This is a genomic window from Vibrio sp. TMPB1044, assembly GCF_030442075.1.
Classification (GTDB): Bacteria; Pseudomonadota; Gammaproteobacteria; order Enterobacterales; family Vibrionaceae; genus Vibrio; species Vibrio satsumensis.
This window is the reverse complement of record NZ_JAUJED010000005.1, coordinates 78,166-104,745: the sequence shown is the minus strand read 5'-3', so window position 1 is coordinate 104,745 and position 26,580 is coordinate 78,166. Positions and strand designations below refer to the sequence as shown.

The window sequence follows — 26,580 nt, the reverse complement described above, 5'->3', positions numbered from 1 at the left end:
GCGCTCATTGGCGCTATTTTTAATTCAAAACCATCAATTACTACAGCGAATAATAGGCTTTATACCAATCAGCGAAAGCTTTCGCGCCTTCTTGGATTTTAACTTGAGGTTTGTAGCCAACCGCTTCAAACAGATCTTCAGTATCAGCATAAGTTGCATACACATCACCTGGCTGCATTGGCATGAAATTCTTTTTCGCTTCAACACCGAGAGCGTCTTCTAACGCTTCGATGTAGTCCATTAATTTAACTGGACTACCATGACCGATATTAAACACTCGGTATGGTGCTGAGCTGGTCGCTGGTGAGCCTTGCTCTACAGTCCAATCTGGCTGTTTAGCTGGAATTCGGTCTTGAACACGAATAATACCTTCAACGATATCATCGATATAAGTGAAGTCGCGCATCATGTCGCCATTGTTGTAAATATCGATCTCTTTACCCGCCACGATTAAGTTCGCAAACTTGAACATCGCCATATCAGGGCGACTCCAAGGGCCGTAGACGGTAAAGAAACGAAGGCCTGTCGTCGGTACTTCATATAGATGCGAGTAAGTGTGTGCCATCAACTCATTCGACTTCTTAGTCGCTGCGTACAATGAAATCGGGTGGTCAACGCTGTCTGCCGTGTGGAATGGCATTTTCTGGTTCAAGCCATACACAGAGCTTGATGATGCGTACACTAGGTGTTCAACCTTGTTGTGGCGACAGCCTTCAAGAATAGCTAAATGACCGACAAGGTTACTATCAGCATACGCCATTGGATTATCGATTGAGTAACGAACGCCAGCTTGCGCCGCTAAGTGAATCACACGGTCAAACTTTTGCTCAGCAAACAACGTTGCCATGCCTTCTCTATCAGCAAGATCCAACTCGATAAAGATTAGGTTTTCATGCTCAATGCGCTTTAAGCGATCATGTTTCAAAGAGACTTCATAGTAGTCATTCAAGTTATCAATACCGACAACCTCATGTCCTGCTGCACATAATCGCTCTGAAACTGCAGAGCCAATAAACCCGGCAACGCCAGTTACTAAATATTTCATTCTACTATTCTCAATTCATATCATTAGTGTAATTGTAGCTACTAGCCTGCCTATCTACTAGCGTAAAAAAGTGAACATAAGTTCAGTTTTTTTATACTTGGCACTCTTCACAGAAAAACGTGTTCCTCTGCCCTATTTTTAACTCTTGAATAAGAGCTTCACAATTAGGGCACTTTTCGCCTGCTTTGCCATACACTTGTAGCTCTTGAGCAAAGTATCCAGGTTTACCATCCGCCTGTGCGAAATCTTTTAGGGTAGTGCCGCCTTGCTTGATGGCGGTGGCGAGCACTTGTTTGATCTCTTTGGTCAACAAGACCCACTCTTCTTTTGTCACTTTGCTTGCGGGACGCAAAGGGTTGATACGTGCAGAAAATAGCGCTTCGTTGGCGTAGATATTTCCGACACCCACCACCACTTTGTTGTCCATGATGAATTGCTTGACGGCAACCTTACGCTTTTCTGCCTTCTCGGCTATGTAGTCAGCATTAAAGTCATTAGTTAGCGGTTCAGGGCCAGATCCAAGTAACACTGGATGTATTTCATCAGGAGCAGACCACAGCCATGCACCAAAGCGGCGAGGGTCGTTATAGCGCAGTACTTTGCCGTTGGTGAGCTTAAGATCCACGTGATCGTGTTTTGCTGCCGGGAAATCGGCATCTAACACGCGCAGTGAGCCAGACATACCAAGGTGAACAATGGCAGTGCCGGTATCTGTTTCTATCAATAGGTACTTAGCTCGGCGTGAGATAGATCGAATCACCTGCCCTTCTAATGCTTTGAGCTCTTGTGGGATATCCCAACGCAGCTTAGGCGTGCGAAAGGTAAGCGTTTTAATGGTCTCGCCGACTAAATGAGGTGAGATCCCCATACGACTTACTTCGACTTCGGGTAATTCAGGCATAATCTAGTCGTCCGATTTAGAGGAGTGGTTAGCGTTAAAGCTTGGAAACAGGTAGCTCTCTTCAATAGACACCGCCAACCACTGATCATTCCAGTTTTTTAACAACCAGAACTCAGGCAATTGATAATAAGTAATGCGTTGGGGCTCTTCTTGGTCTTGATACCATACTTCGATGGTGTTCGGTGTCTTTAACCGAGGCGTAAGGTCTGTGTAGGTCTGTGAGTCGACTTCCGTGCCCACAAGCTCTTTCCAACGTTGTGACAACTCTTGTGCATTGGTGGTTTGGGGGAAGTCTGTACCTTTGAACTGGTAAACCCATTGATTGTCTTGTTGAATGACAGACCACTTAGCAAAGTGCAACGCTTGAAGCTCTGCTTTTGGGTTCAGGAGATAAGGATAAGGGCTATCAACCTGCGGTTCAGGCTCGATAAGGTATGCTTTGATCAATGTTGGAAGGTTTAACACGCCGATAAAAGCGATCACACTGAACATGAGTATGTTGTTCCACCGGCGTCCACGATATCTCATCTGATTCTGCTCATCTAACCTATTGAACATTCAGTATATCGTGAAAGTGGCAATACTTTCTATGTTGTGCGGTTTTCTATCTATAAGGCGCTATATTAAGCAAGAACAATTAAGTTATTCAAATTTTAGATATAAAAAAACCCAGCGATTAAACTGGGTTTTTCAATTCTTTCTTCTACTGAAGAAGAGCAAAAAAAGCATCAATTACTTGATTTTAGCTTCTTTGTACATAACGTGTTGGCGAACTACTGGATCAAACTTTTTGATCTCAAATTTGCCTGGCATGTTACGCTTGTTCTTATCAGTTGTGTAGAAGTGACCAGTACCTGCAGAAGATACTAGACGAATTTTCTCACGAATGCCTTTAGCCATTGCTTAATTCCTCTTAAACGTTTTCGCCACGTGCACGGATATCAACAAGAACAGCATCGATGCCTTTCTTATCAATGATACGCATGCCTTTAGCAGTTAGACGTAGTTTAACAAAACGTTTTTCGCTCTCTACCCAGAAACGATGAGTTTGTAGGTTCGGCAGAAAACGGCGCTTAGTAGCATTGCGTGCGTGTGAACGGTTGTTACCCGTTACTGGACGCTTACCAGTTACTTGGCATACTCGGGACATGAATGTCTTCTCCAATCGTTTCAGCTCGATATCAACCTTGGTGGCCGAACCTCTCTATCAATTAAAATAGAAGGTAAAAACCGTTATGGAAAATCCATACAAGGCTATCAAAGGTCGCGCATTATACTAACTTGACACGCATTGCTCAAGACCCGAACAGATCCTTTTTACGGATTTCGTGATCTTTTTTTGTGCAGCGCAGCTTGCTTGAGTAATCAGAGCTGATTTTAGGTCTAAAAATGTGGGCGGAATAATAGCAGATTTAACGCAACTAACAACCTAAAATGTGATTCAAATCCATCCACGTTCTGCAAAAGAGACAACTTCGCCATCTCCAACCACAAAATGGTCGAGTATTCGTATGTCCACCAGCGCCAGTGCATCGGTTAATCGGCGTGTAATCCGCCTATCCGCTTGGCTGGGCTCCGCAACACCCGAAGGATGGTTGTGAGCCAAAATTAATGCCGCCGCATTATGATGAAGTGACCGTTTAACCACTTCCCTCGGGTAAACCGATGCGGCATCGATGGTTCCTTCAAACATCACCTCGTCCTTTATTACCCTATTTTGGTTATCGAGGAACAATATATAGAAGGCTTCTCGCTGGCGATCGCGCAACATGCTCGAGAGATAAAGCTTAGTATGACTTGGGCTAGTAAGCGCATCTCCACGAGATAAAGTCTCTGCTAGATAACGCTGCGTCATCTCTAACACAGCTTGCAATTGAACATACTTGGCCTGCCCCATCCCTTTATGAGCACAAAACTCTTCCTGCGTTGCTGAAAAGAGATGGCGGAGCGAGCCAAAGTCTTTGATCAACTTGTCTGCGAGTTCCAAGACGTTCATTCCTTGTGTCCCTGTTCGCAGGAATATCGCGAGCAGTTCCGCATCACTCAAGGAATCAGGCCCTCTATTTAACAACTTTTCTCTCGGCATCGATTCGGCAGGTATTTTATCTATTGGCATATAAAGACAATCATTGGTCATGAACACAACCCATCACCTTAATGAGATCGTAATCAGAGATCCTTCGATAGAGATCAAAGGAAACGAGACACTAACAAAATCGTGTAATTGATAAGTTTGATAACACCAACTTGATGAGCGTCAACTCTGTTCGAGTTCTGCTTCTAGGCACTTATCCTTTGTTCTGATATCGTAAGTCGCAGAGAAATTAAGGAACAGAATCATGCAAACATTGGTTAATCAACTGGATAACGCTGACCTACAAGGCCTGGCTGGGAAAAAAATCCTACTTGGCATTAGTGGTGGTATCGCTGCGTATAAATGTGCCGAACTGACTCGACGCTTAATTGAACGTGGAGCACAAGTACAAGTCGTGATGACGAATGCAGCCAAGGAGTTCATTACTCCTCTCACCATGCAAGCCGTCTCTGGAAGGCCTGTGTCTGATAGTTTGCTTGATCCTGCTGCTGAGGCTTCCATGGGGCACATTGAGCTCGCAAAATGGGCTGATTTGGTATTACTAGCGCCAGCAACCGCTGATCTGATTGCTCGCATGACCGCTGGCATGGGTAACGACCTACTGACCACTTTGGTTCTAGCAACCGATGCGCCAGTTGCGGTATCTCCGGCAATGAACCAACAGATGTACAGCCACCCTGCCACTCAAGAGAACATCGCAACACTAAAACGTCGTGGTTGTGAGATTTGGGGACCGGCGGCTGGCGAACAAGCGTGTGGTGATGTGGGAATGGGTCGCATGCTAGAGCCTATGCAGCTCGTGCACCGCTGTGAAGACTTCTTCCAACCTAAACCTCTTGCTGGTCGCTCTGTGTTAATCACGGCGGGTCCAACTCGTGAAGCCATTGATCCTGTGCGTTACATTACCAACCACAGCTCGGGCAAGATGGGCTATGCTCTGGCTGAAGCGGCAGCGAAACAAGGCGCAACAGTAACTCTAATCAGCGGTCCTGTATCACTCGCGACACCAAATAAGGTTAATCGTATCGATGTCGACAGCGCTCAACAGATGTTTGATGCCGTTACTGATCACGCGGCACAACATGATATTTTCATCAGCTGTGCCGCGGTTGCCGATTACCGCCCAGAGACCATTGCAGACCAAAAGCTTAAGAAGGTCGATGGTAAAGACGATATGACCATTCAAATGGTTAAGAACCCAGACATCGTCGCTTCTGTCGCTTCAATGACCGAAGGTCGCCCATTTACTGTCGGCTTCGCAGCTGAAACTCAAGATGTTGAAAAATACGCGCGCGGTAAGTTAGAAAAAAAGAACCTCGACATGATTTGCGCTAACGACGTTTCTGTCGAAGGCCAAGGCTTCAATAGCAGCAGTAATGAATTGCACCTTTATTGGAAAGGCGGTGATAAATCTCTGCCACTGGATAGCAAAGACACACTTGGTTTCCAGATCCTCGATCAGATCCAACAGCTTATTGGTGCATAAACGCACAAATTTGCTCTGACAATCTGCTGACACCTCTCGATTCTGTTGACCTAGGGCTCACAAAACTAGGAAACAGAATTGATTGGTGTTTATAATCCTTCTTCACTCAATCCTCATCTTTAGGAAAGGAAGTAAATAGATGGCTGGTGCTCGAAAATCAAACCGTCGTGAAGAAATCCTACAAGCTCTCGCACAAATGTTGGAATCGACCGAAGGTGCTTCTCGTATCACAACGGTAAAGTTGGCCAAGCAAGTGGGTGTTTCTGAGGCTGCGTTATACCGCCACTTCCCAAGCAAAGCTCGCATGTTTGAAGGCCTAATCGAGTTCATTGAAGAAGCGTTGATGTCTCGAATCAACCGCATTCTGGATGAAGAGAAAGACACACTAGAGCGCATACGCCTAGTGCTACAACTTATCTTAGTTTTCTCAGAACGTAACCCAGGCCTGACTCGAATTTTATCTGGTCATGCTCTAATGTTTGAAAATGAACGCCTGCGTGATCGCATCAACCAACTTTTCGAACGCATTGAGACGCAACTTCGCCAGATCCTGCGTGAAAGAAAGCTTCGTGAAGGGAAATCATTCCCGGTTGATGAGAAAATCTTAGCCGCTCAGCTGCTCGGTCAAGTTGAAGGCAGCTTGAATCGATTTGTTCGCTCAGACTTCAAATATCAACCGACAGAAAACTTCGATGCTTATTGGGCTCTGTTAAGCGCTCAGATTAAGTAGCAATCAAATTTTAAGTGATGGTTATGACGACGAAAACTTCTCCGACAAACAGCACTGCACAACACGTTATTACTAAGCCACCTTTTACTCTGGCGTTACTCCACCCTAAATACTGGGGGGTATGGTTCGGTTTTGGGTTATTGGCGCTTATCGTTAACGTTCTCCCTTACCGTCTCTTACTGCTATTAGGCCGATCGTTAGGCTCTTTGGGCGCTCGTTATGGTAAAAAACGTGTCGCGGTAGCAACTCGCAATTTAGAACTCGCCTTCCCAGACAAGCCAGCAGATGAAGTCGCGGCAATGGTCAGTGAGAACTTTAAGAATACTGGTATGGCTCTTATCGAGACCGGGATTACTTGGTTTTGGCCTACATGGCGCTTCAAGCGCATCCTCGTGGACAAAGACACTCAAATGCTGCGTACGCACAAAGCCAACGGCAAAGGCGTTCTTTTATGCTGTGTACATGCCTTGAACCTAGAGATCACGGCACGAGCAATGGCTGTTCTTGGTATTTCAGGTTTAGGTGTTTATCGCCCGCACAACAATCCGGCTTATGAATTTATTCAATACCGTGGTCGTACTCAGAACGGCAATCGCCTGATTCACCGTAAAGACGTGAAACGTATGATTCGAATTCTGCGTCAGGGTGAGATCCTTTTCTACCTGCCGGATCATGATTACGGTCGTAATAAATCTGTGTTTGTGCCTTTCTTCGCGGTAGAAGATGCATGTACCACAACAGGCACCAGTATTCTGGCTTACACTAGCCGATGCGCACTTGTTCCAGGGTCTGGTTTTAGAAATGCCGACGGCAAGTATGAAATCATGGCCGATGAGTCAATCGAAGATAACTATCCGCAGAAAGATGAGAAAGCTGCCGCTGCCTACATGAACCGCTATCTTGAGAAGATTATCTTACGAGCTCCAGAGCAGTGGATGTGGCTGCACAAGCGCTTTAAGACTATGGAAGACCCAGAAATTGAGCGCGGTATTCGTTATAAATAGAACTCCTATCTTTAGATAAGAAGCTCACTTCAATAGAAAAGTAAAAGGCCCGAAAGATATTTATCTCTCGGGCCTTTTTGATTTTTCGATTCTAAACTTAGAACGCTAGACTGTTAGGTTCGACGCTTCAGGGGTTAGATTCCGTATTGAGCGCGGTAGGCTTTTACTGCGTCTAGATGTGCTGCATCTGTGCCTTTCTCTTCAAGGAAAGTCACAAGGTCAGTTAGGCTAACGATAGAGATGATTGCACAACCGAAGTCGCGTTCAACTTCTTGAATTGCAGACAGCTCGCCTTTGCCCTTCTCTTGACGGTCGATAGCAACAAGAACACCCGCTAGATCCGCGCCGTTCGCTTGGATGATTTCCATCGACTCACGAATAGCAGTACCAGCAGTGATCACGTCATCTACAAGCATGATGCGACCTTCCAGTGCGCTACCCACTAGATTGCCACCTTCACCGTGGTTTTTCGCTTCTTTACGGTTGAAACAGTAAGGCGTGTCTACATCGTGGTGATCTGCCAGTGCAACCGCTGTCGTCGTTGCAATTGGGATGCCCTTGTATGCAGGGCCAAATAACACATCAAACTCAATGCCAGAATCAGCCAATGCTGCTGCGTAGAAGCGACCTAAACGCGCTAAGTCACGACCTGTATTAAACAATCCAGCATTGAAGAAGTAAGGGCTCTTACGGCCAGACTTTAAAGTAAACTCACCAAACTTAAGTACTTCTTTCTCTAGTGCAAATTCAATAAATTCACGTTGATATGCTTTCATGTTTTTCCTCTACGTTTATTCAATAAAACTTAATTAACTTAAACTCATCCCAGTATCTTCTAAGTAGTCGTGCTTTCCGCTAGGCAACAAGCTTGCGAACCCCGTGAGCTTACGAGTAGTAAGTGATTCGGGTGAGCAAGCGCAGTTAACAACGCGGAGGGCGCGAATACGACGAAGATAAAAAAATAGCCCCCAATGTGGGAGCTATCTAGAAACTAGTCGGCCAACGCAGCTTTCTGCGCTTCGACGATATCGGCAATGCCCTTATTCGCCAGGGCTAAAAGCTGCATCAGCTCTTCGTGGCTGAACGGTTCGCCTTCTGCGGTGCCTTGAATCTCAATCATCTTACCGTCTTCCGTCATTACAACGTTCATATCGGTATCTGCTGCTGAGTCTTCAACGTACTCAAGGTCACACAGTGCTTGTGCACCAACGATGCCCACTGAAACTGCCGCTACGTGGCCTTTCATTGGGTTCTTTTTCAGTTTACCGCTTGCTAGTAAGCTGTTGATAGCATCAGCCATTGCAACGCTTGCACCTGAGATAGAAGCAGTACGTGTACCGCCGTCTGCTTGGATAACATCACAATCGACAGTGATCATGATTTCACCCATTACTTTCAGGTCAACAACAGCACGTAGGCTACGAGCGATCAGACGTTGGATTTCCATCGTACGACCACCTTGCTTACCGCTCGCCGCTTCACGACGGTTACGAGTGTGCGTTGCACGTGGAAGCATGCCGTATTCAGCCGTTACCCAACCCTTTCCTTGGCCTTTCAACCAACGCGGTACGTTTTCTTCTACCGTCGCATTACATAGAACTTTAGTGTTGCCGAACTCAACTAATACAGAACCCTCAGCATAAGCTGTGTAGTTACGAGTAATTTTAATTGGACGAATTTGATCTACAGCGCGGTCATTTGGACGCATTGGTATCTACCTTATTAACAGTCTGAAGTGATTTACTATCGAAAGAGTGCATCACCTAAGAAAGGGGTGAGACAGTTTTGATTGGGGCAAGATTATATAGCAGTTTATCGTGCAAATCTATTTACCGTTCAAAGCTATTTATCATGAAAGGCTATTTATAATGAAAAGCAATCGACTTCGAGTGCAACCCGTATCGTGATACTATGCGTGCGCGTTATTTTCAGAATGATAAAAGACAGGAAAATTCGATGATTTATAGTATGACCGCGTATGCACGCAAAGAAGTAAAAGGCGATTGGGGTACAGCAGTATGGGAAATCCGTAGTGTAAACCAGCGCTACCTAGAAACTTACTTCCGTATGCCTGAACAGTTCCGTGGTTTAGAACCAATCTTGCGTGAGCGTTTCCGTAAGCGTCTAGCTCGCGGCAAGGTTGAATGTAACCTACGCTTCGAAGCAAACCCTGCAGCAAAGGGCGAGCTAAGCATTAACGAAGGTTTGGCTCAGCAAGTAATTAATGCTGCTAACCAAGTTATGACCATGACAGGTGAAGACAGTCGTCTAAATCCATTCCAAGTTATGAACTGGCCTGGCGTGATGGAAACTCCAGAGCAAGATATGGATGCCATCAACAAAGATTTACTTGAAGCATTCAACGATGCAATCGCAGAGTTCATTGACGCTCGTGCTCGTGAAGGCGAAAACATGAAAGCGCTCATCGTTCAGCGTTTAGATGCAATCACTGAAGAAGTAGTGAAAGTTCGTGCACGCATGCCTGAGATCCTAGAGTGGCAACGTGAGCGTCTTCTTACCAAATTTGAAGATGCGAAAATTGAACTTGAAGGTTCTCGCGTTGAGCAAGAGCTTATCCTACTGGCTCAGAAGTCAGACGTAGCAGAAGAACTAGACCGTCTAGACTCTCACGTGAAAGAAGCGAACGTAGTATTGAAGAAAGGTGGCGCTTGTGGCCGTAAGCTAGACTTCATGATGCAAGAGTTCAACCGTGAGTCAAACACGCTAGCATCTAAGTCTATCAGCACAGACATCACAGCATCAGGCGTAGAGCTTAAGGTTCTTATCGAACAGATGCGTGAGCAGATCCAGAATATTGAATAACAGTTTGTCAGTAACACGCTGTGAATAAGCTATTAGCTGAATCAGTGTTGATTAGATCAAGATAAGCTCCTAGTTTTAGGGGCTTTTTTTATGGATGCAATAATGCCAATCAGGTTGAGCAGGTTGTTACGCAGGAGATTTGTTTGGAGCAAGAGATAGATACAGCTATAGATAAAACAGAGAAGCGGATGTAACAAAGGATTTTAGAATATTTTGAGGGGGATATTACAGGTGGAACTAGAGGGGAAAGATTTAAGGGAGAAAGTGACGCAAGTTGCTAATGCAACCTGCGCCGACTTAAAATCTTATAGAGCTACAACGTTTGCAGCTTGAAGACCTTTTTGGCCTTGCTCTACTTCGAAAGACACTTGTTGGCCTTCTTTAAGAGTCTTGAAACCTTCAGATGCGATAGCACGGAAGTGAACGAATACGTCAGCGCCGCCGTTGTCTTGAGTTAGGAAACCGAAGCCTTTCTCTTCGTTAAACCATTTTACTACGCCGTTTGTTTTGTTAGACATGATGTGTCCCTTATATAAAAATAAAAAATTAATCGCCAAAAGTGCGATGCGCTGAAAGCTTGAATTATTTAATGTATCTATGAAGCTAAGGGAAACACTGAGAATAACAATGAAGCAATACTAAGGGTTTTACTTTACAACTGGATGTTTCATTTAATAACCCTGAAAACAGAGCGACGCCATTCTTGGTGATCTTAGCCTGCTTGTAAAGCGTTATTTGGATAAATTGATGTTTTTTTGTTCAACCAACCCAATTAAAAACCCAACGATATCGCTGGGCTTCATTTATAAAACCTTAACCTTCAAAGTGTTACTCATCTGGCTGCTTGGTTCGAAGGTCTACATACGGCCAATAATGATGCCCAACACGAATCAAGAGTGTTGCAGCAGCTAAGATAAATGCCGCTAAAGATAACCAAACGATCAATACTGCATCGAGCTCTTTCATACCCAAAGTGATGTAACGAGCAATCGCCATCATCGCGATATAGATTGGGTATCGCACTGGGATCTTACCGTTCATCACAAACTGTTGAACCATCGCCAACACTTCTAAATAGATGAACATCAATAGAATGTCGGTCAGTTGTACACGGCGTTCAGCGAAGACATGCATGAACTCTTCGACCATCGCAAACAAGGTCGCGAGCGTGATCGCCACCAGCAATACCGCTTCCATAATGTGGAACACTTTTAAAAACGGCTTACTAAAAGATTTGGGTAAATGAGAAGGCATAGTCACTCTTCAAAAAATAATTAATCCAGTCTCTACAATAGCATGCATCAATATAAGTCGCGTACTCTAGAGAGACGACAGATACAAAAATGGCCCCACATTCACTGCGGAGCCATCTGTCTGTCTTTTACTTACTAACGACTATTCACTAGTTAAGCTTATAGCAAAATCAAATAAGTCAAGAAAACCACACACAGTCCGTAGATCAGCGGGTGTACTTCTTTGCGCTTACCTGCCACAACCATTGTGAATGCGTAGCTGATGAAACCCATCGCCATACCGTTCGCTGGAGAGAAGCTTAGCACTGTAAACATGATGGTGAAGAAGGCTGCAATGCGTGACTCTTTCTTTTCCCAGTTAATCTGACCAAGGCGACCTACCATGTAAATACCCACCACTACCATCGCCGGCGCAACCATGGCTGCCGAGAAGATAGAGAAGATTGGGTATAGGAATAGCGAGATTAGGAACAAACCCGCAACCATGACTGCCGCTAAGCCCGTTTTCGCACCTTGAGAAGACGCAATACCTGACTCAGAGAAAGCCGTAATCGATGTGGTACCCAGAATTGAGCCAATCACAGTACCGCCAGCATCAGCCACTAGAGCCGACTTCGCGTTTGGCACCTTACCGTCTTTATCAATGATTCCTGCATCGCGGCCAACACCAACGATCGTGCTCAAGCCATCGAAGAAATCGACAATCAGGAAGATAAGCACGATGAATAATAGGTCGAACATTTTCTCAGGTGTGAAAGCCGAGAAATCAAAGATAGCGCCGAAGCTGCCTGCCATGCTTGGCGGCATAGCTACTAACTGTTCTGGGATTGGCGCGTTTGATGTACCCATAAATACGTCAGCAAGAATAGTTAGTGCAATTGCCGACACAAATGAAATGAATGTAGCGAGCTTGATATCACGAACCATACAGCCTAGTGCGATGAAAATACTTACATAAGCGATGATCACTTTTGGATCTGAGATATCACCTAGACCAACCAACACGAATGGGTTAGAAACGATAATGCCTGCATTCTTCAGACCTAAAAAAGCAATAAACAGTCCGAGCGATACGGTAATTGCCAGTTTCAAGTCTTCAGGGATCGACTCAATCATCGACTTACGAATATTGGTCAGTGAGAACGCAAGATAAAGTATGCCCGACAAGAAGATGCCGAATAGTGCTTCATTCCAAAGGACCGCGACTGAACCACTTAATAGCAAGCCTTTAAAGAAGCCGTTCATACTCATGCCCGGCGCAAGCATCACTGGATAGTTGCCCCAAATACCCATGATTAGGGTCGAAATAGCCGCAGCAAGTGCTGTTGCAGTAAACACGGCACCTTTATCCATTCCAGGAATACCACCCAAAATCGCTGGGTTGACCGCCAGAATGTAACTCATCGCCAAGAAAGTAATGAAACCCGCGTACAGCTCAGTGCCAATCGTGGTTTTTCTTTCAGTGATTTTAAACAACGAATCAAGTGAGCCAGAAGAGTTCTGGGCTTTTAGGGTGGAATCGGTACTCACAACAAAACCTATGCAATAAATTAAGAATTTGGTGATTCAAATGCTGTGAGAATAGAGAAGTCTCTACACTAAAAACTGTAGTCACCAAGATAGGCTCGGTAGTAGAAACATTTGATCCATTTCATCAAACATATACAGCATTTAATCGTTTGCGCGGATTGTAAGGATTGAGATTAAAACTTCAACAGATTTTGTCCAGATCACATAAAAAAGTGCAGATGGTGAGTGATTACATTTCTACAAAGATCCTCATGAAGATCATTCGCCAATAAATAACGATCAAGCCAGTTGTTCTCAATCATCTAAATATGCTACTCTTCGCCTCCATTTTTCTGACCTAATTTTCACCAGTTGCTTCTATTAGTTTTACTCGTTATCTCTTTATAGACGTAACCAACGGAACAACAATTAGAGTCAGTGCTATCTTTTATAGTGTAGGTCTATTGCCTTCACTCAATCCAACCAACAGTGGAAATATACAGATGGGCAAAGGTACTCTTTACATCGTATCTGCACCTAGTGGCGCAGGTAAGTCGAGCTTGATCTCAGCAATGCTAGAAACCAATCCAACCTACGCAATGAAGGTATCTGTTTCACACACCACTCGCGGTATGCGCCCTGGTGAAGAGAATGGTGTTCACTACCACTTTGTAGAAAAACATCACTTCGAAGATCTTATTGGTAAAGGTGAGTTCCTAGAGTACGCTGAAGTGTTCGGCAACTACTACGGTACTTCACGCGTTTGGATTGAAGAAAACCTAGACCGCGGTATCGATGTATTCCTAGATATCGACTGGCAAGGCGCTCGTCAGATCCGTGAACAAATGCCTCAAGCGAAGAGTGTATTCATTCTTCCACCATCAAATGGTGAGCTAGAGCGTCGTTTGAATGTTCGCGGTCAAGATAGCGACGAAGTTATTGCGAAACGCATGAGCGAAGCAAAATCAGAGATTTCTCACTATGCAGAATATGATTATGTGATCGTGAATGATGACTTTGATGCAGCCCTAATGGACTTCAGAGCTATCATTCGTGCGGAACGTTTAAAAGAAGATAAGCAAGCAGCGAAATACAGCGGCATGCTTACTGCTTTATTAGCGGAATAATCTAGATCCCCTAGATTTTCCATTGAGATAAGTATACGGTGATCTAGAAAGTCTCTAGTTAAACTTGTATACTTTCTCGTCATCAAAAATTTATTAGTTAATTACTATTTGGAGTCCTCATGGCACGCGTAACTGTTCAAGACGCTGTTGAAAAAGTTGGCAACCGTTTCGACCTAGTTCTTATTGCGGCTCGCCGCGCACGTCAAATGCAAACTGGCGGTAAAGATTCACTAGTGCCTGAAGAAAACGATAAGCCAACGGTTATCGCTCTTCGCGAAATCGAAGAAGGTCTTATCACTAAAGACGTACTAGATGCTCGTGAGCGTCAAGAGCAACAAGAGCAAGAAGCGGCTGAACTTGCAGCAGTAAGCAGCATCGCTCACACTCGTTAAAAGCGTCATTCGAACTAATTAACCTTCCGGGCCTTTAATTTGTATCTATTCGATAGCCTCAAAGACGTTGCCCAAGAATACCTAACAGAGCCTCAAATTGAGGCTCTGCGTCAATCTTATGTGGTAGCGAGAAACGCCCATGAAGGGCAAACCCGTTCAACGGGTGAACCATACATAATCCACCCTGTTGCTGTTTCAAGAATCCTGGCAGAAATGCGTCTGGATATCGAAACCCTGCAAGCAGCCCTACTCCACGATGTAATTGAAGATACTGAAGTTACAAAAGAGGAGCTAGAAGCTCAATTTGGCAATACTGTTGCTGAACTGGTTGATGGTGTATCTAAGCTGGATAAGCTTAAATTTCGTGATCGCAAAGAAGCGCAAGCAGAGAACTTCCGCAAGATGGTTCTCGCCATGGTGCAAGACATCCGCGTTATCTTGATCAAATTAGCTGACCGTACTCACAACATGCGTACACTTGGGGCTCTTCGTCCTGATAAAAAGCGTCGTATTGCTCGTGAAACCCTCGAGATTTATTCTCCGCTAGCTCACCGTCTTGGTATTCATAACATCAAGACCGAACTAGAAGAGCTGGGATTTGAAGCCCTTTATCCTAACCGTTATCGCGTACTTAAAAACGTAGTGAAAGCTGCGCGTGGTAACCGTAAGGAGATGATCCAACGTATCCATAGCGAAATCGAGGGCCGCCTTGAAGAAGTCGGTTTGCCTGCTCGCGTACTTGGTCGTGAAAAGAACCTGTTCTCCATCTATAACAAGATGAAAACTAAAGAGCAGCGCTTCCACACCATTATGGACATCTACGCTTTCCGCGTGGTGGTTGATACCCCAGATACTTGTTATCGCGCACTTGGTCAGGCTCACAGCCTGTACAAGCCTCGCCCTGGCCGCATGAAAGATTACATTGCGGTACCAAAAGCCAACGGCTACCAATCTCTGCATACGTCAATGATCGGCCCTCATGGGGTGCCAGTTGAGGTTCAGATCCGTACTGAAGATATGGATCAAATGGCAGACAAAGGTGTCGCGGCGCACTGGGCTTACAAAGGCAATGGTTCACGTAGCAGTAATGGCACAACCGCACAGGTTAAAGCACAACGTTGGATGCAGAGCTTACTTGAGCTGCAACAAAGCGCGGGTAACTCATTCGAGTTCATTGAAAACGTTAAGTCTGATCTGTTCCCAGATGAAATCTTTGTATTCACGCCGAAAGGTCGCATTGTCGAACTTCCTGCGGGCGCAACAGCGGTCGATTTTGCTTACGCGGTACATACCGATGTCGGCAACATGTGTGTAGGCGCTCGTGTAGACATGAACCCTTACCCACTCAGCAAGTCGCTGAAGAATGGCCAAACGATTGAGATCATCAGTGCTCCGGGCGCGCGTCCGAATGCAGCATGGCTCAACTACGTTGTGACATCGCGAGCTCGCACTAAGATCCGACAGGTTCTGAAAACCATGCGTCGTGAAGAATCGATTACTTTAGGTCGTCGTCTACTGAACCACGCACTTGGCGAACACTCGATTGGCGATATCGGCCAAGAGAACGTTGAACATGTTTTGTCTGATCTTCGTCTCGACAGCATTGAAGACTTACTAGCATCGATTGGTCTTGGTGAGCTGATGAGTATCGTGATTGCTCGTCGCCTACTGGGTGATGCTGACGAGCTAACTGAAGTGGAAAACAACAGCGATACACCAAGGAAGAAACTTCCTATCCGTGGTGCTGAAGGTCTACTGCTGACGTTCGCCAACTGTTGTCACCCGATTCCAGATGATCACATCATTGCCCATGTATCTCCAGGTCGTGGCCTTGTGGTTCACCGTGAAACGTGTCCAAACGTTCGTGGTTACCAGAAAGAACCAGACAAATACATGGCGGTTGAATGGTCTGACGATTACGACCAAGAGTTCACAGCTGAGCTTCAGGTTGATCTGCAGAATCACCAAGGTGCACTGGCTGAGCTAACTAATGTTATCTCGAAAACAGGCTCTAACATTCACGGTATTTCTACCGAAGAACGTGACGGTCGCCTGTACACAGTGACTATCTTGCTGACCACTAAAGATCGTGTTCATCTTGCAAGCATTATGAAAAAGCTACGTGTGATGCCACACGCGCTGAAAGTAAGACGTCGTAAGAACTGATCCAAAAGCAGATGAGAGATACGAGTCTCGAGATGCGAAGAGCACAAGCTTTTCACTACTCAACTCTCCGTATTTCGAGTCTGCTTTAATTTTTTGTACCGCCCTGTTCTTTTCTTAGCTCGCTTACCCACATCCCGCATCTGCTCCTAATCTCTTCGTATCTCGTTTACCCGTATCTCGCATCTGCTCTTATCCCTTCGCATCCCGTATCTGCTTCTAAGCTTTATCCTGTACAAAAATCCAGTAAAATGCTTGAATAGATCATCTCTCTTACGTTTATGAGCCTTGTTATGTCACAGCTTTTATCTGCTATCCCTCTCAACTCTTTATCTGGAGTCGGCGCTAAAGTCGCAGAGAAACTGGAGAAGGTTGGGCTTAATAACGTACAAGACCTGCTATTTCACCTCCCTTTACGCTATGAAGATAGAACACGCATCTATCCAATCGTAAAACTGCACGCTGGCCTTTGGGCTGCGGTGCAAGGCAAGGTGATGCATGTTGATACCATTTTCGGTAAACGTAAGATGCTCGCAGTAAAGATCAGTGATGGGAATGGCACCATTACCCTACGCTTTTTCAACTTCACTGCCGGAATGAAGAATAACTTTGCCGAAGGCAAACAAGTACACGCCTACGGTGAAATCAAGCGCGGCAATATGGGGCTGGAGATCGTCCACCCTGACTACAAGTTCTTTGCCCCAAGACAGCAGCCAGATGTTGAAGCGAACCTAACCCCGGTGTACCCAACCACTGAAGGGCTAAGACAAGTCACGCTGCGTAACCTGACAGACCAAGCGTTAGAGCTTATCGACAAAGCAGCCGTCAATGAGTTGCTACCATCTGGTTTATACGATCACCAAATCACCCTAGCACAAGCGCTGCATACCATTCACAGACCACCTCCGGGCATTGACCTAGAGCTGTTTGATGAAGGTAAACACCCTGCGCAACTGCGTCTGATTATGGAAGAGTTACTGGCTCAAAACCTGTCGATGCTGTCAGTTCGCAGCAAAGGGCAACAAGACAAAGCGATGCCATTTCCCCCAGCGAACACCTTGAAAGGTAAGTTATTGGCTCAGCTGCCATTTTCTCCAACCAATGCTCAAGCACGAGTGACTAAAGAGATTGAAGCTGACTTAGAAAAACCACATCCAATGATGCGTTTAGTACAAGGGGATGTAGGTTCAGGTAAAACCTTGGTTGCTGCACTGGCGGCGGTTCGCGCATTAGAACATGGTCAGCAAGTAGCACTGATGGCACCAACCGAGCTATTGGCTGAACAGCACGCGATCAATTTCGCCAATTGGTTTGAAGCTATGGGCATTCAAGTCGGTTGGTTGGCAGGTAAACTCAAAGGTAAAGCTCGTGAGACTGAGCTAGCGCGAATTGCCAGCGGCGAAGCGCAAATGGTGGTCGGTACTCATGCCCTATTCCAAGAACACGTCGAGTTCAAAAACCTTGGCTTAGTGATCATTGATGAGCAACACCGATTTGGTGTCCACCAGCGATTAGAGCTGCGTGAAAAGGGCGCTAAGCAAGGTTATTACCCTCACCAATTGGTGATGACGGCAACGCCAATCCCACGAACGCTCGCAATGACGGCCTATGCCGATCTCGAAACCTCAATTATTGATGAGCTGCCACCGGGGCGAACACCGATTCAAACCGTAGCGATTCCTGATACCAAACGTGATGACATTGTTGAGCGGGTGCGCAATGCGTGTCTCAATGAGGGCAAGCAAGCCTATTGGGTGTGTACGCTAATTGATGAGTCAGAAGTATTGGAAGCTCAAGCCGCGGCTGACACCGCAGAAGAACTACAACGAAAATTGCCTGACGTGAAAATTGGTTTAGTACACGGCCGAATGAAACCTGCCGAGAAGCAGGCAGTAATGCAGGAATTCAAAGAGAACAAACTGCACCTATTGGTTGCGACAACCGTGATTGAAGTAGGTGTGGATGTACCGAATTCGAGCTTAATGATCATCGAGAACCCAGAGCGTCTTGGTCTGGCGCAATTACACCAATTGCGCGGTCGTGTTGGCCGTGGTTCAGTCGCAAGCCACTGTGTGCTGCTGTATCACTCTCCACTATCAAAAACCGCTCAGAAGCGCTTAGGGGTACTGCGTGAAAGTAACGATGGCTTTGTGATTGCTCAGCGAGACCTAGAGATCCGTGGCCCAGGTGAGCTACTTGGCACTAAACAGACCGGCTTGGCTGACTTTAAGATTGCTGACTTAGTACGAGACCAACGTTTAATCCCTGAAGTGCAGCGTATCGCCCGCCATATTCATGATAGCTACCCAGATAACGCTAAGGCGATCATCAACCGCTGGCTAGGCGAGCGCGATGTCTATTCTAAGGCGTAATTAGCCATTATATTTCCGCTTAAAACGTAAAAAGGCTTCCTCAAGGAAGCCTTTTTAGTGCGTATAGCCCAAGCCTAAGGTTTCACAGGGAAACTGATCTGCGCTTTTAAGCCACCTTCACTGCGGTTATTGACCACTACCGCACCTTGATGCTGGCTAACAATACGTTTCACAATTGCCAAGCCCAAGCCCGTACCTTCGCTGCCTCGAGCCGTGTCACCACGTGTGAAGGGTTCAAACAACTTACCGATCTGGTCTTGTGGAATACCCGGACCATTATCTTCTACCGTTACCCAAGCTAACTTGTTATCTGCCGTCATGCCGGTCGATACCTTGACCCAGCCATTACCATAGCGCAGCGCGTTCACCACCAAGTTACTCACTGCACGCTTCATTGCGATCGGGTTGCCCAACGCAGGTTTCATGGTTTCTGGAATATCGGTTTCAATCTGGACCTCATAGCCACCTTCAGAGCTAGAGACTTCTCGCGCAATATCATCGACAAACACCGCTTGGAATGAGTCTCTGTCAACAGGCTTTAGGTAATCCATGAACTGACTGATGATCTCGTTACACTCTTCGGTATCACTGATGATGCCTTCCGCTAAGTAGCTGTCTTCTGGCGACATCATCTCGGTTGCTAAGCGAATACGCGTTAACGGAGTACGCAAATCATGACTGATTCCTGCCATCAACAAAGCGCGGTCTTCTTCCAATTCTTGTATGCCTTTCGACATTTGATTGAAAGCTCGTGTTACTGAGCGAATTTCTTGCGCACCTTGAACCGGCAATGGCGGTGGAATATCGCCGCGCCCGACACCTTGCGCGGCTTTCTCTAGCGCTATCAACGGCCGGTTTTGTAAGCGGATAAACAACCAACCACCTACGACAATCAACAACGCCATGATCAGACTGTTACGAAATAGTGGTGCAAAATCTTCTTCTTGCAACTCAGAAAGAGGAATACGAATCAGAGAGTTGGGCAGCTGCGCAATGTCCATCCACAGCACATAGCTCTCTTTACCTAGAATCAACCGTACTTCGGTTTCAGAGCCTAGCTCTTTGGTCATCTCCTCGCTCATCAAGTCAATCGCAACCGCGTGGTAATACTCACCCGCCGCTTCACTGTTTTTCGCGTGAACGGTTACCCCGAGTTGTTCAAGTACACGCTGACGCAATGGCGCATCAATCTCGATATCACTGCCTTGGTCTAATACTAGGTTTAACTCATGCGCCAGAATCTTATTAAACTGCTGCAAACTCGGCATCAATGCATAGTTAAACACTGCGTAATAAGAAAAAATTTGGCTAGCAACCAATAGCGTTAAGAAAAGCACTATCGACTGAGTAAAGGAGCTACGTATGCGCATAGGGTACCCAAGATGTAGAAAGATAAAGAAGGTGTTATATGACTATAACCCTAAACCATTGTGCTGAATACAAAACGGGCCATCGCATATTAATGAGATGACCCGTAAGATTCACAGAATCGGTAAAGCAGTTATAGAGCTTATAAAGCTGGACTACACAGCTTTGCCATCTGGAACGAACACATAACCTAAGCCCCACACCGTTTGGATGTAACGAGGTTTGCTTGGATCTTCTTCCACTAGACGACGCAGACGCGAAATCTGAACATCGATAGAACGTTCCATCGCTGAATACTCACGGCCACGAGCCATGTTCATCAGCTTATCGCGAGACATTGGCTCACGCGCATTGGTTACTAGTGACTTAAGTACTGCAAATTCGCCAGAAGTAAGCGGCATTGGCTCTTCACCACGGAACATTTCACGTGTACCTAGGTTTAGGCGGAATTCACCAAACTCAACCACAGACTCTTCTGTACTTGGCGCGCCTGGTGCTTCAATTACTTGGCGACGCAGTACCGCTTTAATGCGAGCAAGCAGCTCACGTGGGTTAAATGGTTTTGGCAGGTAATCATCAGCCCCCACTTCCAAGCCCACAATGCGATCCACTTCATCACCCTTTGCAGTAAGCATCAGGATTGGTAGCGAGTTGTTTGCGTTTCGTAGACGACGACAAATAGATAGGCCATCTTCGCCCGGCAACATCAAATCCAATACCATCAAGTGAAAATTTTCACGGGTTAACAGGCGGTCCATTTGCTCACTGTTTGCCACGCTACGCACTTGAAAGCCTTGCTCTGACAGATAGCGTTCTAACAGTGCACGTAAACGAGCATCGTCATCGACCACTAAAATTTTGTAGTTTTCTTGCATGTAATGGTTCCACCTATTAAAGCTTAAACCTAAGGTTAAGCATTCTTGGTAAATTGTATATTGGTATAAGACATTAAAAATGTAACATTATTGGAGAAAAAGTCGCCTAAATAATTGTTAACGTATGTTGCCTTTCTATATATTCTATCTTAGATCATCATTTCATTAAGTCAGATTTATGAAAACCAAACTTATCACTCGAGAAGGTTATAACAAGCTCAAAGCAGAACATGACCACTTATGGCACGAGAAACGTCCAGAGATCACCAAGATAGTCACTTGGGCTGCAAGCCTTGGAGATCGTTCAGAAAACGCAGATTACACCTTCAATAAGCGTTTGCTTCGACAGATTGATCGCCGAGTACGTTTCTTAAGAAAGTTCCTACCGGATGTCACGATCGTGGATTACTCGCCACAACAAGAAGGTAAGGTATTTTTTGGTGCTTGGGTCGAAATTGAAAATGATGATGGGGACATTAAGAAGTTTCGCATTGTTGGGCCTGAAGAGATCTACGGCGATGCTAAAGGTTATATCTCTATCGACTCACCCATGGCTAGAGCTCTGCTCAAGAAAGAAGTGGATGATGAGTTTACGGTAAAGACACCGGAAGGCGACAAAGAGTGGTTCATTAACTCGATTCGCTACGCAGACAATCAATAACCAAACCTAATATACACTTAGCAATGAGCTGAGTGTTCAAGTAAACCCAAACTCCAGATAAAAGAAAACCCCGCTAGGCTTTCGCCTGACGGGGTTAAGTCTCTATCGCAGCAATCCGGCTACTGTTTATCTCTTCGAGATAAGGTGCTCCCTGCATCTTTCCTTGATAGTGGCTAAATCCTTTAACCAATTTCCTTTTTGTTCATCGCCATCCTAGCGGTGTCCATTCTAGCCTGTCATCCTGACTGGCGAATCTCATCCAGAGATTATAACTTCCTTGCTGACCACTCATCCTAAGTAATCAAATCTTCATCCTGAAGATACCTAGTCCATTAGGCTTTTTCCTGTTCCTGCCAACTCCCTGTCGACAAGTTAAATATTACGGTAATTGAGCGAGTTTCCTAGATAGTCCCAAAAAACATTTCAGGTGAGAAATATACCCGCAAACACTCAACATAATAAAATCAGCAACTTAAGTTAATATTAAGACGATTTCATCGGTTTAAAGTGACTTAGTCTCACATCACTTGTAAGAGATCTCGCACAAAGCGGGTATCACAAACGGAAATTCGACTTCTGACAGGATAATTACACAGTCAAAGCTAGAAAAAGCGTACGCTCACCCCCATGTATTTGTCATGATATTAAATAAGAGATTCATCGGATGAGCCAAGCTATCTGTCGACTGATCGCTGAAGAACTGAATGTCCGTTCTGAGCAAGTCACTGCCGCAGTAAACCTAATTGACGACGGTAATACCGTTCCCTTTATTGCCCGCTACCGTAAAGAAGTTACGGGTGGCTTAGACGATACCCAACTACGTAACCTTGATAGCCGCCTTTCTTACCTACGCGAGCTAGACGATCGTCGCCAAACGATTCTTAAGTCGATTCAAGACCAAGGCAAACTCACGCCAGAACTCGAGCGTGATATCACTCAGGCAGACAGCAAGACTCGCCTAGAAGATTTATACCTGCCTTACAAACCAAAGCGCCGCACCAAAGGTCAGATCGCGATTGAAGCAGGCTTAGAGCCACTTGCCGATACGCTATGGAATGAACCACAGCACGATCCGGAAACGGAAGCAGCGAACTTCATTAGCAACGATAAAGGCATTGCCGATACAAAAGCTGCACTCGATGGCGCACGTGCGATCATCATGGAACGCATTGCGGAAGACGCAAACCTGCTTGAAAAGATTCGTCAACACCTAAACCGTAATGCAGAGCTTGGTGCTCGTGTTGTGGCTGGCAAAGAGAACGAAGGTGAGAAATTCAAAGACTACTTCGAGCACAACGAAGCTCTTAGCAAAGTACCGTCTCACCGTGCGCTTGCAATGCTGCGTGGCCGCAATGAAGGCTTCCTAACACTGGCGATGAACGCTGACCCGGATCAAGAAGAAGGTGTACGTGGTTCATACTGCGAGAACATCATCTCTGATCACTACGGTATTACCCTAAGCAGCGCACCTGCGGATGCATGGCGTAAGCAAGTGATCAGCTGGGCATGGCGCATCAAGGTTTCTATGCACATGGAAACCGAATTGATGGGCGCGATGAAAGAGCGTGCTGAGATCGAAGCGATTGAAGTGTTCGCCACCAACCTTAAAGATCTGCTAATGGCAGCACCAGCTGGTCCTCGTGCCACATTAGGCTTAGATCCAGGTTTACGTACCGGTTCAAAAATCGCCGTTGTGGATTCAACTGGTAAGGTTCTAGCGACAGAAACTATTTACCCTCACCCACCACAAAAGCAATACGACAAATCAGCACACGTTGTTGAACAGATGGTTCGTCAGTTCAACGTTGACCTGATTGCGATTGGTAACGGTACGGCTTCACGCGAAACCGATAGCTTTGTGGCTGATGTGATTAAGCGCGGCAACCTAAAAGCGCAAAAAATTATTGTTAGCGAAGCAGGTGCTTCAGTTTATTCAGCGTCTGAGCTAGCGGCGAAAGAGTTCCCGAACATGGACGTATCGATCCGTGGTGCAGTATCTATCGCTCGTCGTCTACAAGATCCATTGGCTGAGCTTGTGAAGATTGACCCTAAATCGATCGGTGTGGGTCAATACCAACATGACGTTAGCCAAACTATGCTTGCTAAGCGCCTAGATGCGATTGTCGAAGACTGTGTAAACGCGGTTGGTGTTGATGTGAATACCGCTTCGGCTGCGCTACTGACTCGCGTAGCTGGCCTTTCTAGCACCATCGCTCAGAACATCGTGGATTTCCGTGATGAGAATGGTCGCTTCGAAGCACGTACTACGCTGAAGAAAGTCGCTCGCTTGGGGCCAAAAGCCTTTGAACAGTGTGCTGGTTTCCTACGTATTATGGATGGTAAGAACCCGTTAGATGCATCATCGGTTCACCCAGAAGCTTACCCAGTAGTGAAAACTATCGCTGAGAAAAACCAAAAAGACATCAAATCTCTGGTGGGTAACACCGACTTCTTACGTGGTTTACACGCGGTTGATTACACCAATGAAAACTTTGGTGTACCAACGGTCACCGACATCATCAAGGAGCTGGATAAGCCGGGACGCGACCCTCGCCCTGAGTTCAAGACTGCAACCTTCGCAGATGGCGTAAACAGCGTTTCAGACCTAGAACCAGGCATGATTCTAGAAGGCGTGGTGTCGAACGTGGCCAACTTTGGTGCCTTCGTGGATATTGGTGTTCACCAAGATGGCCTAGTGCACATTTCAGCGCTCACCGATCGCTTTGTCTCTGACCCACGTGAAGTGGTTAAAGCGGGCGACATCGTGAAAGTGAAGGTGATGGAAGTGGATGTTCAGCGTAAACGTATTGCACTCAGCATGCGTATGAAGGACGAGCCGGGACAAGACAACCGTGCTCAACGTTCAAGTGCACCTCGCACGCAAAACCGCTCAAATCAAAATTCACAAGGTGGCCAACGCCGTCGTGAAGAGCCACAACAAAATGCCGCAATGGGTGGCGCATTCGCTGCTGCTTTTGCTAAAGCGAAAAAATAATCCGTTAGCGTATCTGAAAAACTGAATCGCCTAAAACAGAAAACCTGCATCCCTTAGGGTATGCAGGTTTTTATTATGTGTTCAAAAAAGACATAGAAGCTTGGTTGTATTCTGCGCGTTCTAATCACAACACGATCGTTTTACAAAACAACTAGCATCTCTGATGGAGCATGAGGCGCAACAGCATGACCATAATGATATTTTATGACCTTACGTCGTTTCTCCATCTGTCCCTCCTGAATCGCCGCATCTAAAACATGCTTTGGCAGGCGAAAACGCATGGTATAGCCCTTTCCTTGGTCAGCACTGTAAGTTCTCAGTGCCAACAAGCTGAACAGCCTATCAAAAGGATCTTGTGACTCTTCTTGGCTAATCGAATTGGCCTCTGACTCGTTCTCCATTTCATAACCAGGATGGTCTGAAGGATCCCAAGCCGACTGCTGCCTTCGCTTATCGTCCGACTTTACCTTTCGCTCTGCATTGGTTTTCGCCAACGCTACTGCGGGAGCAACAGGCTCTCGAACTCTATTATCACGCGCAACTTGCTCTGTTTGCACATTAACGGACGGGGCGATAAGTGGCACACTCACTGCAGTTGCAGGTGACACAATCATCGCGAACTCCTCAAGAATCGCCCATCGTTATTGCTATAACGCTGTTGTACTGTGAGTCAGCACAACAGGCATAGCCCAACTTACCGCAATCAGCTCAGGAGAGAGTTAGGTCTGAGTATCAAGCAACACGTTGGTGTTATACCAATCGTAGTAAATAACTGATCATCCTAGCTTGTTAAAATACTCGATAACGGCGTTAGATTTTTTGATTGTAGAATAACTACTTATCGAAAAACTCTGCCTTGTTCTCAAGCCTTTTTCCTACGCTATTTTTGAACACTTACTTACTGTGATTGGTATTAGCTTATATATCGACCAAGCCGGATATAAATTTAGCGATTATTTTTGCGCGAAGCTAACCAGTTCACTGCAAAAGGCATCGGCTTCGGTCATAAACGGCGCATGTGAAGACTGAGTAAAGATATATTGCTCGGTATGAGGCAAGGCTACGCCCAAGTCTTTCGCAACCTTGATTGGCACCAATCCATCTAATCGGCCATACAAGCGCAACATTGGTACTGAAATCTCAGGCAGTTGTTCACGCAGGTCGACATCCGACAGCATCTTTAGTCCTGCTAATAATGAATCAGGGTTCGGTAATGGGCGAGACAGCACCGCTTGCTTGAGCTGTTTTACATCTTGTCTTGCTGAAGGGCTACCCATAGCTTGCAATGCCATAAAGCGTTCGATGGTGGTTTGGAAATCTTCAACCAGTTGTTCGGTGAATGCGCTTAATACGTTTGGCTGAATACCTCGCCATAACACTGGCTCTTTTGAGGCCGAGAATTTAGGAGAACTGGCGACAGTCACCAGCTTACTCACGTAGTCTGAGTGATGGAGAGCCATGTGCGTTGCGACCAAACCACCCAGTGACCAACCCACCCAAATAGCTTGTTTAGGCGCTTCGGCCAACAACTGCTGAGCAATCTCTTCAAGATCTTGAGCGTGGCAGTGTGCGCTGTGTCCATATCCTGGTAAATCGACAACATGCACTCGGAAATCAGCTTGTAATACATTAACGGTTTGTTGCCACACCGCACCGTTCATTCCCCAGCCATGAACCAGTACTAAATCAGGCCCTTGCCCAGAAACATGCCAATATAACCCGTCACTCATTCTCAATATTCCCTACTTTTTTCATCGGCGATTATCTGTGCTTTTCAGTAT

25 protein-coding genes and 1 riboswitch are annotated in these 26,580 nt (G+C 45.9%); of the genes, 10 read left to right on the top strand and 15 right to left on the bottom strand.

What is annotated here, in order from left to right:
• Nucleotides 1–40 precede the first annotated feature (40 nt).
• From QQ041_RS02475 to radC, 6 genes are all read right to left on the bottom strand, one after another.
• Complete coding sequence (locus QQ041_RS02475) at nt 41–1,045, bottom strand: NAD-dependent epimerase (RefSeq protein ID WP_081230192.1); 1,005 nt, start codon at nt 1,043–1,045, stop codon at nt 41–43.
• A 91-nt stretch (nt 1,046–1,136) separates the two neighbouring features.
• A complete protein-coding gene (gene mutM, locus QQ041_RS02470) occupies nt 1,137–1,946 on the bottom strand; it encodes a bifunctional DNA-formamidopyrimidine glycosylase/DNA-(apurinic or apyrimidinic site) lyase (protein WP_081230193.1) in 810 nt (269 codons plus the stop codon).
• 3 nt (nt 1,947–1,949) lie between these two features.
• The gene (locus QQ041_RS02465; RefSeq protein WP_285953032.1) at nt 1,950–2,474 is read right to left on the bottom strand and encodes a hypothetical protein; all 525 of its coding nucleotides are present in this window, start codon (nt 2,472–2,474) and stop codon (nt 1,950–1,952) included.
• 204 nt (nt 2,475–2,678) lie between these two features.
• On the bottom strand, nt 2,679–2,846 hold the full coding sequence (rpmG, locus tag QQ041_RS02460; RefSeq protein ID WP_002535344.1) for a 50S ribosomal protein L33: 168 nt from the start codon (nt 2,844–2,846) through the stop codon (nt 2,679–2,681).
• Nucleotides 2,847–2,859: 13 nt separating this feature from the next.
• The gene (rpmB, locus tag QQ041_RS02455; RefSeq protein WP_004728407.1) at nt 2,860–3,096 is read right to left on the bottom strand and encodes a 50S ribosomal protein L28; all 237 of its coding nucleotides are present in this window, start codon (nt 3,094–3,096) and stop codon (nt 2,860–2,862) included.
• A gap of 291 nt (nt 3,097–3,387) precedes the next feature.
• Nucleotides 3,388–4,062, bottom strand: a complete 675-nt coding sequence (gene radC, locus QQ041_RS02450) for a DNA repair protein RadC (protein WP_029236389.1) — start codon at nt 4,060–4,062, stop codon at nt 3,388–3,390.
• A gap of 223 nt (nt 4,063–4,285) precedes the next feature.
• On the opposite strand from radC, the gene coaBC reads away from it, so the two are divergent.
• The 3 genes from coaBC to lpxL all read left to right on the top strand — a co-directional run bounded on the left by coaBC (nt 4,286) and on the right by lpxL (nt 7,261).
• Nucleotides 4,286–5,527 carry a bifunctional phosphopantothenoylcysteine decarboxylase/phosphopantothenate--cysteine ligase CoaBC gene (gene coaBC, locus QQ041_RS02445; protein ID WP_285953031.1) on the top strand — a complete coding sequence of 414 codons (1,242 nt, stop codon included), beginning with the start codon at nt 4,286–4,288 and terminating at the stop codon, nt 5,525–5,527.
• Between the two features lie 139 nt (nt 5,528–5,666).
• Nucleotides 5,667–6,257: a nucleoid occlusion factor SlmA gene (slmA, locus tag QQ041_RS02440; protein ID WP_017063086.1), complete on the top strand. Its 591-nt coding sequence runs from the start codon at nt 5,667–5,669 to the stop codon at nt 6,255–6,257.
• A gap of 23 nt (nt 6,258–6,280) precedes the next feature.
• Complete coding sequence (lpxL, locus tag QQ041_RS02435; protein ID WP_285953030.1) at nt 6,281–7,261, top strand: LpxL/LpxP family Kdo(2)-lipid IV(A) lauroyl/palmitoleoyl acyltransferase; 981 nt, start codon at nt 6,281–6,283, stop codon at nt 7,259–7,261.
• Between the two features lie 134 nt (nt 7,262–7,395).
• On the opposite strand, the gene pyrE is transcribed toward lpxL, so the two are convergent.
• Together pyrE and rph are read right to left on the bottom strand one after the other, a co-directional pair.
• The gene (pyrE, locus tag QQ041_RS02430; protein WP_060467030.1) at nt 7,396–8,037 is read right to left on the bottom strand and encodes an orotate phosphoribosyltransferase; all 642 of its coding nucleotides are present in this window, start codon (nt 8,035–8,037) and stop codon (nt 7,396–7,398) included.
• Nucleotides 8,038–8,252: 215 nt separating this feature from the next.
• Nucleotides 8,253–8,969 carry a ribonuclease PH gene (gene rph, locus QQ041_RS02425; protein WP_009847983.1) on the bottom strand — a complete coding sequence of 239 codons (717 nt, stop codon included), beginning with the start codon at nt 8,967–8,969 and terminating at the stop codon, nt 8,253–8,255.
• A gap of 248 nt (nt 8,970–9,217) precedes the next feature.
• Here rph and QQ041_RS02420 point away from each other — a divergent pair, with 248 nt between their 5' ends.
• Nucleotides 9,218–10,084, top strand: coding sequence for a YicC/YloC family endoribonuclease (locus QQ041_RS02420; protein WP_004735725.1), 867 nt, complete (start codon nt 9,218–9,220; stop codon nt 10,082–10,084).
• A gap of 305 nt (nt 10,085–10,389) precedes the next feature.
• Here the strand turns inward: QQ041_RS02420 and QQ041_RS02415 are convergent, their stop codons facing one another.
• The 3 genes from QQ041_RS02415 to QQ041_RS02405 all read right to left on the bottom strand — a co-directional run bounded on the left by QQ041_RS02415 (nt 10,390) and on the right by QQ041_RS02405 (nt 12,867).
• Nucleotides 10,390–10,602 (bottom strand): cold-shock protein, encoded by a 213-nt coding sequence (locus QQ041_RS02415; RefSeq protein ID WP_004735656.1) that lies wholly within the window; start codon nt 10,600–10,602, stop codon nt 10,390–10,392.
• 310 nt (nt 10,603–10,912) lie between these two features.
• On the bottom strand, nt 10,913–11,338 hold the full coding sequence (locus QQ041_RS02410) for a phosphate-starvation-inducible protein PsiE (protein WP_017062464.1): 426 nt from the start codon (nt 11,336–11,338) through the stop codon (nt 10,913–10,915).
• A gap of 158 nt (nt 11,339–11,496) precedes the next feature.
• Nucleotides 11,497–12,867 (bottom strand): NCS2 family permease, encoded by a 1,371-nt coding sequence (locus tag QQ041_RS02405; RefSeq protein ID WP_048661315.1) that lies wholly within the window; start codon nt 12,865–12,867, stop codon nt 11,497–11,499.
• A gap of 58 nt (nt 12,868–12,925) precedes the next feature.
• A riboswitch (purine riboswitch) is annotated at nt 12,926–13,025 on the bottom strand.
• Between the two features lie 324 nt (nt 13,026–13,349).
• Here QQ041_RS02405 and gmk point away from each other — a divergent pair.
• From gmk to recG, 4 genes are all read left to right on the top strand, one after another.
• Nucleotides 13,350–13,973, top strand: a complete 624-nt coding sequence (gene gmk, locus QQ041_RS02400; RefSeq protein WP_048661314.1) for a guanylate kinase — start codon at nt 13,350–13,352, stop codon at nt 13,971–13,973.
• A gap of 119 nt (nt 13,974–14,092) precedes the next feature.
• Nucleotides 14,093–14,365, top strand: coding sequence for a DNA-directed RNA polymerase subunit omega (gene rpoZ, locus QQ041_RS02395; RefSeq protein WP_009848003.1), 273 nt, complete (start codon nt 14,093–14,095; stop codon nt 14,363–14,365).
• Nucleotides 14,366–14,404: 39 nt separating this feature from the next.
• Complete coding sequence (gene spoT / locus QQ041_RS02390; RefSeq protein ID WP_285953029.1) at nt 14,405–16,531, top strand: bifunctional GTP diphosphokinase/guanosine-3',5'-bis pyrophosphate 3'-pyrophosphohydrolase; 2,127 nt, start codon at nt 14,405–14,407, stop codon at nt 16,529–16,531.
• 290 nt (nt 16,532–16,821) lie between these two features.
• Nucleotides 16,822–18,900, top strand: coding sequence for an ATP-dependent DNA helicase RecG (gene recG / locus QQ041_RS02385; protein ID WP_285953028.1), 2,079 nt, complete (start codon nt 16,822–16,824; stop codon nt 18,898–18,900).
• A gap of 74 nt (nt 18,901–18,974) precedes the next feature.
• Here recG and envZ read toward each other — a convergent pair whose 3' ends face one another.
• Together envZ and ompR are read right to left on the bottom strand one after the other, a co-directional pair.
• Entirely contained in the window at nt 18,975–20,270 is a 1,296-nt protein-coding gene (gene envZ / locus QQ041_RS02380) for a two-component system sensor histidine kinase EnvZ (RefSeq protein ID WP_048661311.1), read from the bottom strand.
• 153 nt (nt 20,271–20,423) lie between these two features.
• A complete protein-coding gene (ompR, locus tag QQ041_RS02375) occupies nt 20,424–21,143 on the bottom strand; it encodes a two-component system response regulator OmpR (RefSeq protein WP_008218409.1) in 720 nt (239 codons plus the stop codon).
• 178 nt (nt 21,144–21,321) lie between these two features.
• On the opposite strand from ompR, the gene greB reads away from it, so the two are divergent.
• Both greB and QQ041_RS02365 read left to right on the top strand, forming a co-directional pair.
• Nucleotides 21,322–21,804, top strand: a complete 483-nt coding sequence (gene greB / locus QQ041_RS02370) for a transcription elongation factor GreB (RefSeq protein ID WP_285953027.1) — start codon at nt 21,322–21,324, stop codon at nt 21,802–21,804.
• Between the two features lie 664 nt (nt 21,805–22,468).
• A complete protein-coding gene (locus tag QQ041_RS02365) occupies nt 22,469–24,799 on the top strand; it encodes a Tex family protein (RefSeq protein WP_285953026.1) in 2,331 nt (776 codons plus the stop codon).
• 140 nt (nt 24,800–24,939) lie between these two features.
• Here the strand turns inward: QQ041_RS02365 and QQ041_RS02360 are convergent, their stop codons facing one another.
• Both QQ041_RS02360 and bioH read right to left on the bottom strand, forming a co-directional pair.
• Nucleotides 24,940–25,413, bottom strand: coding sequence for an ATP-dependent Lon protease (locus tag QQ041_RS02360; protein WP_146491984.1), 474 nt, complete (start codon nt 25,411–25,413; stop codon nt 24,940–24,942).
• A gap of 339 nt (nt 25,414–25,752) precedes the next feature.
• Entirely contained in the window at nt 25,753–26,529 is a 777-nt protein-coding gene (gene bioH / locus QQ041_RS02355; RefSeq protein ID WP_285953025.1) for a pimeloyl-ACP methyl ester esterase BioH, read from the bottom strand.
• Nucleotides 26,530–26,580 lie beyond the last annotated feature (51 nt).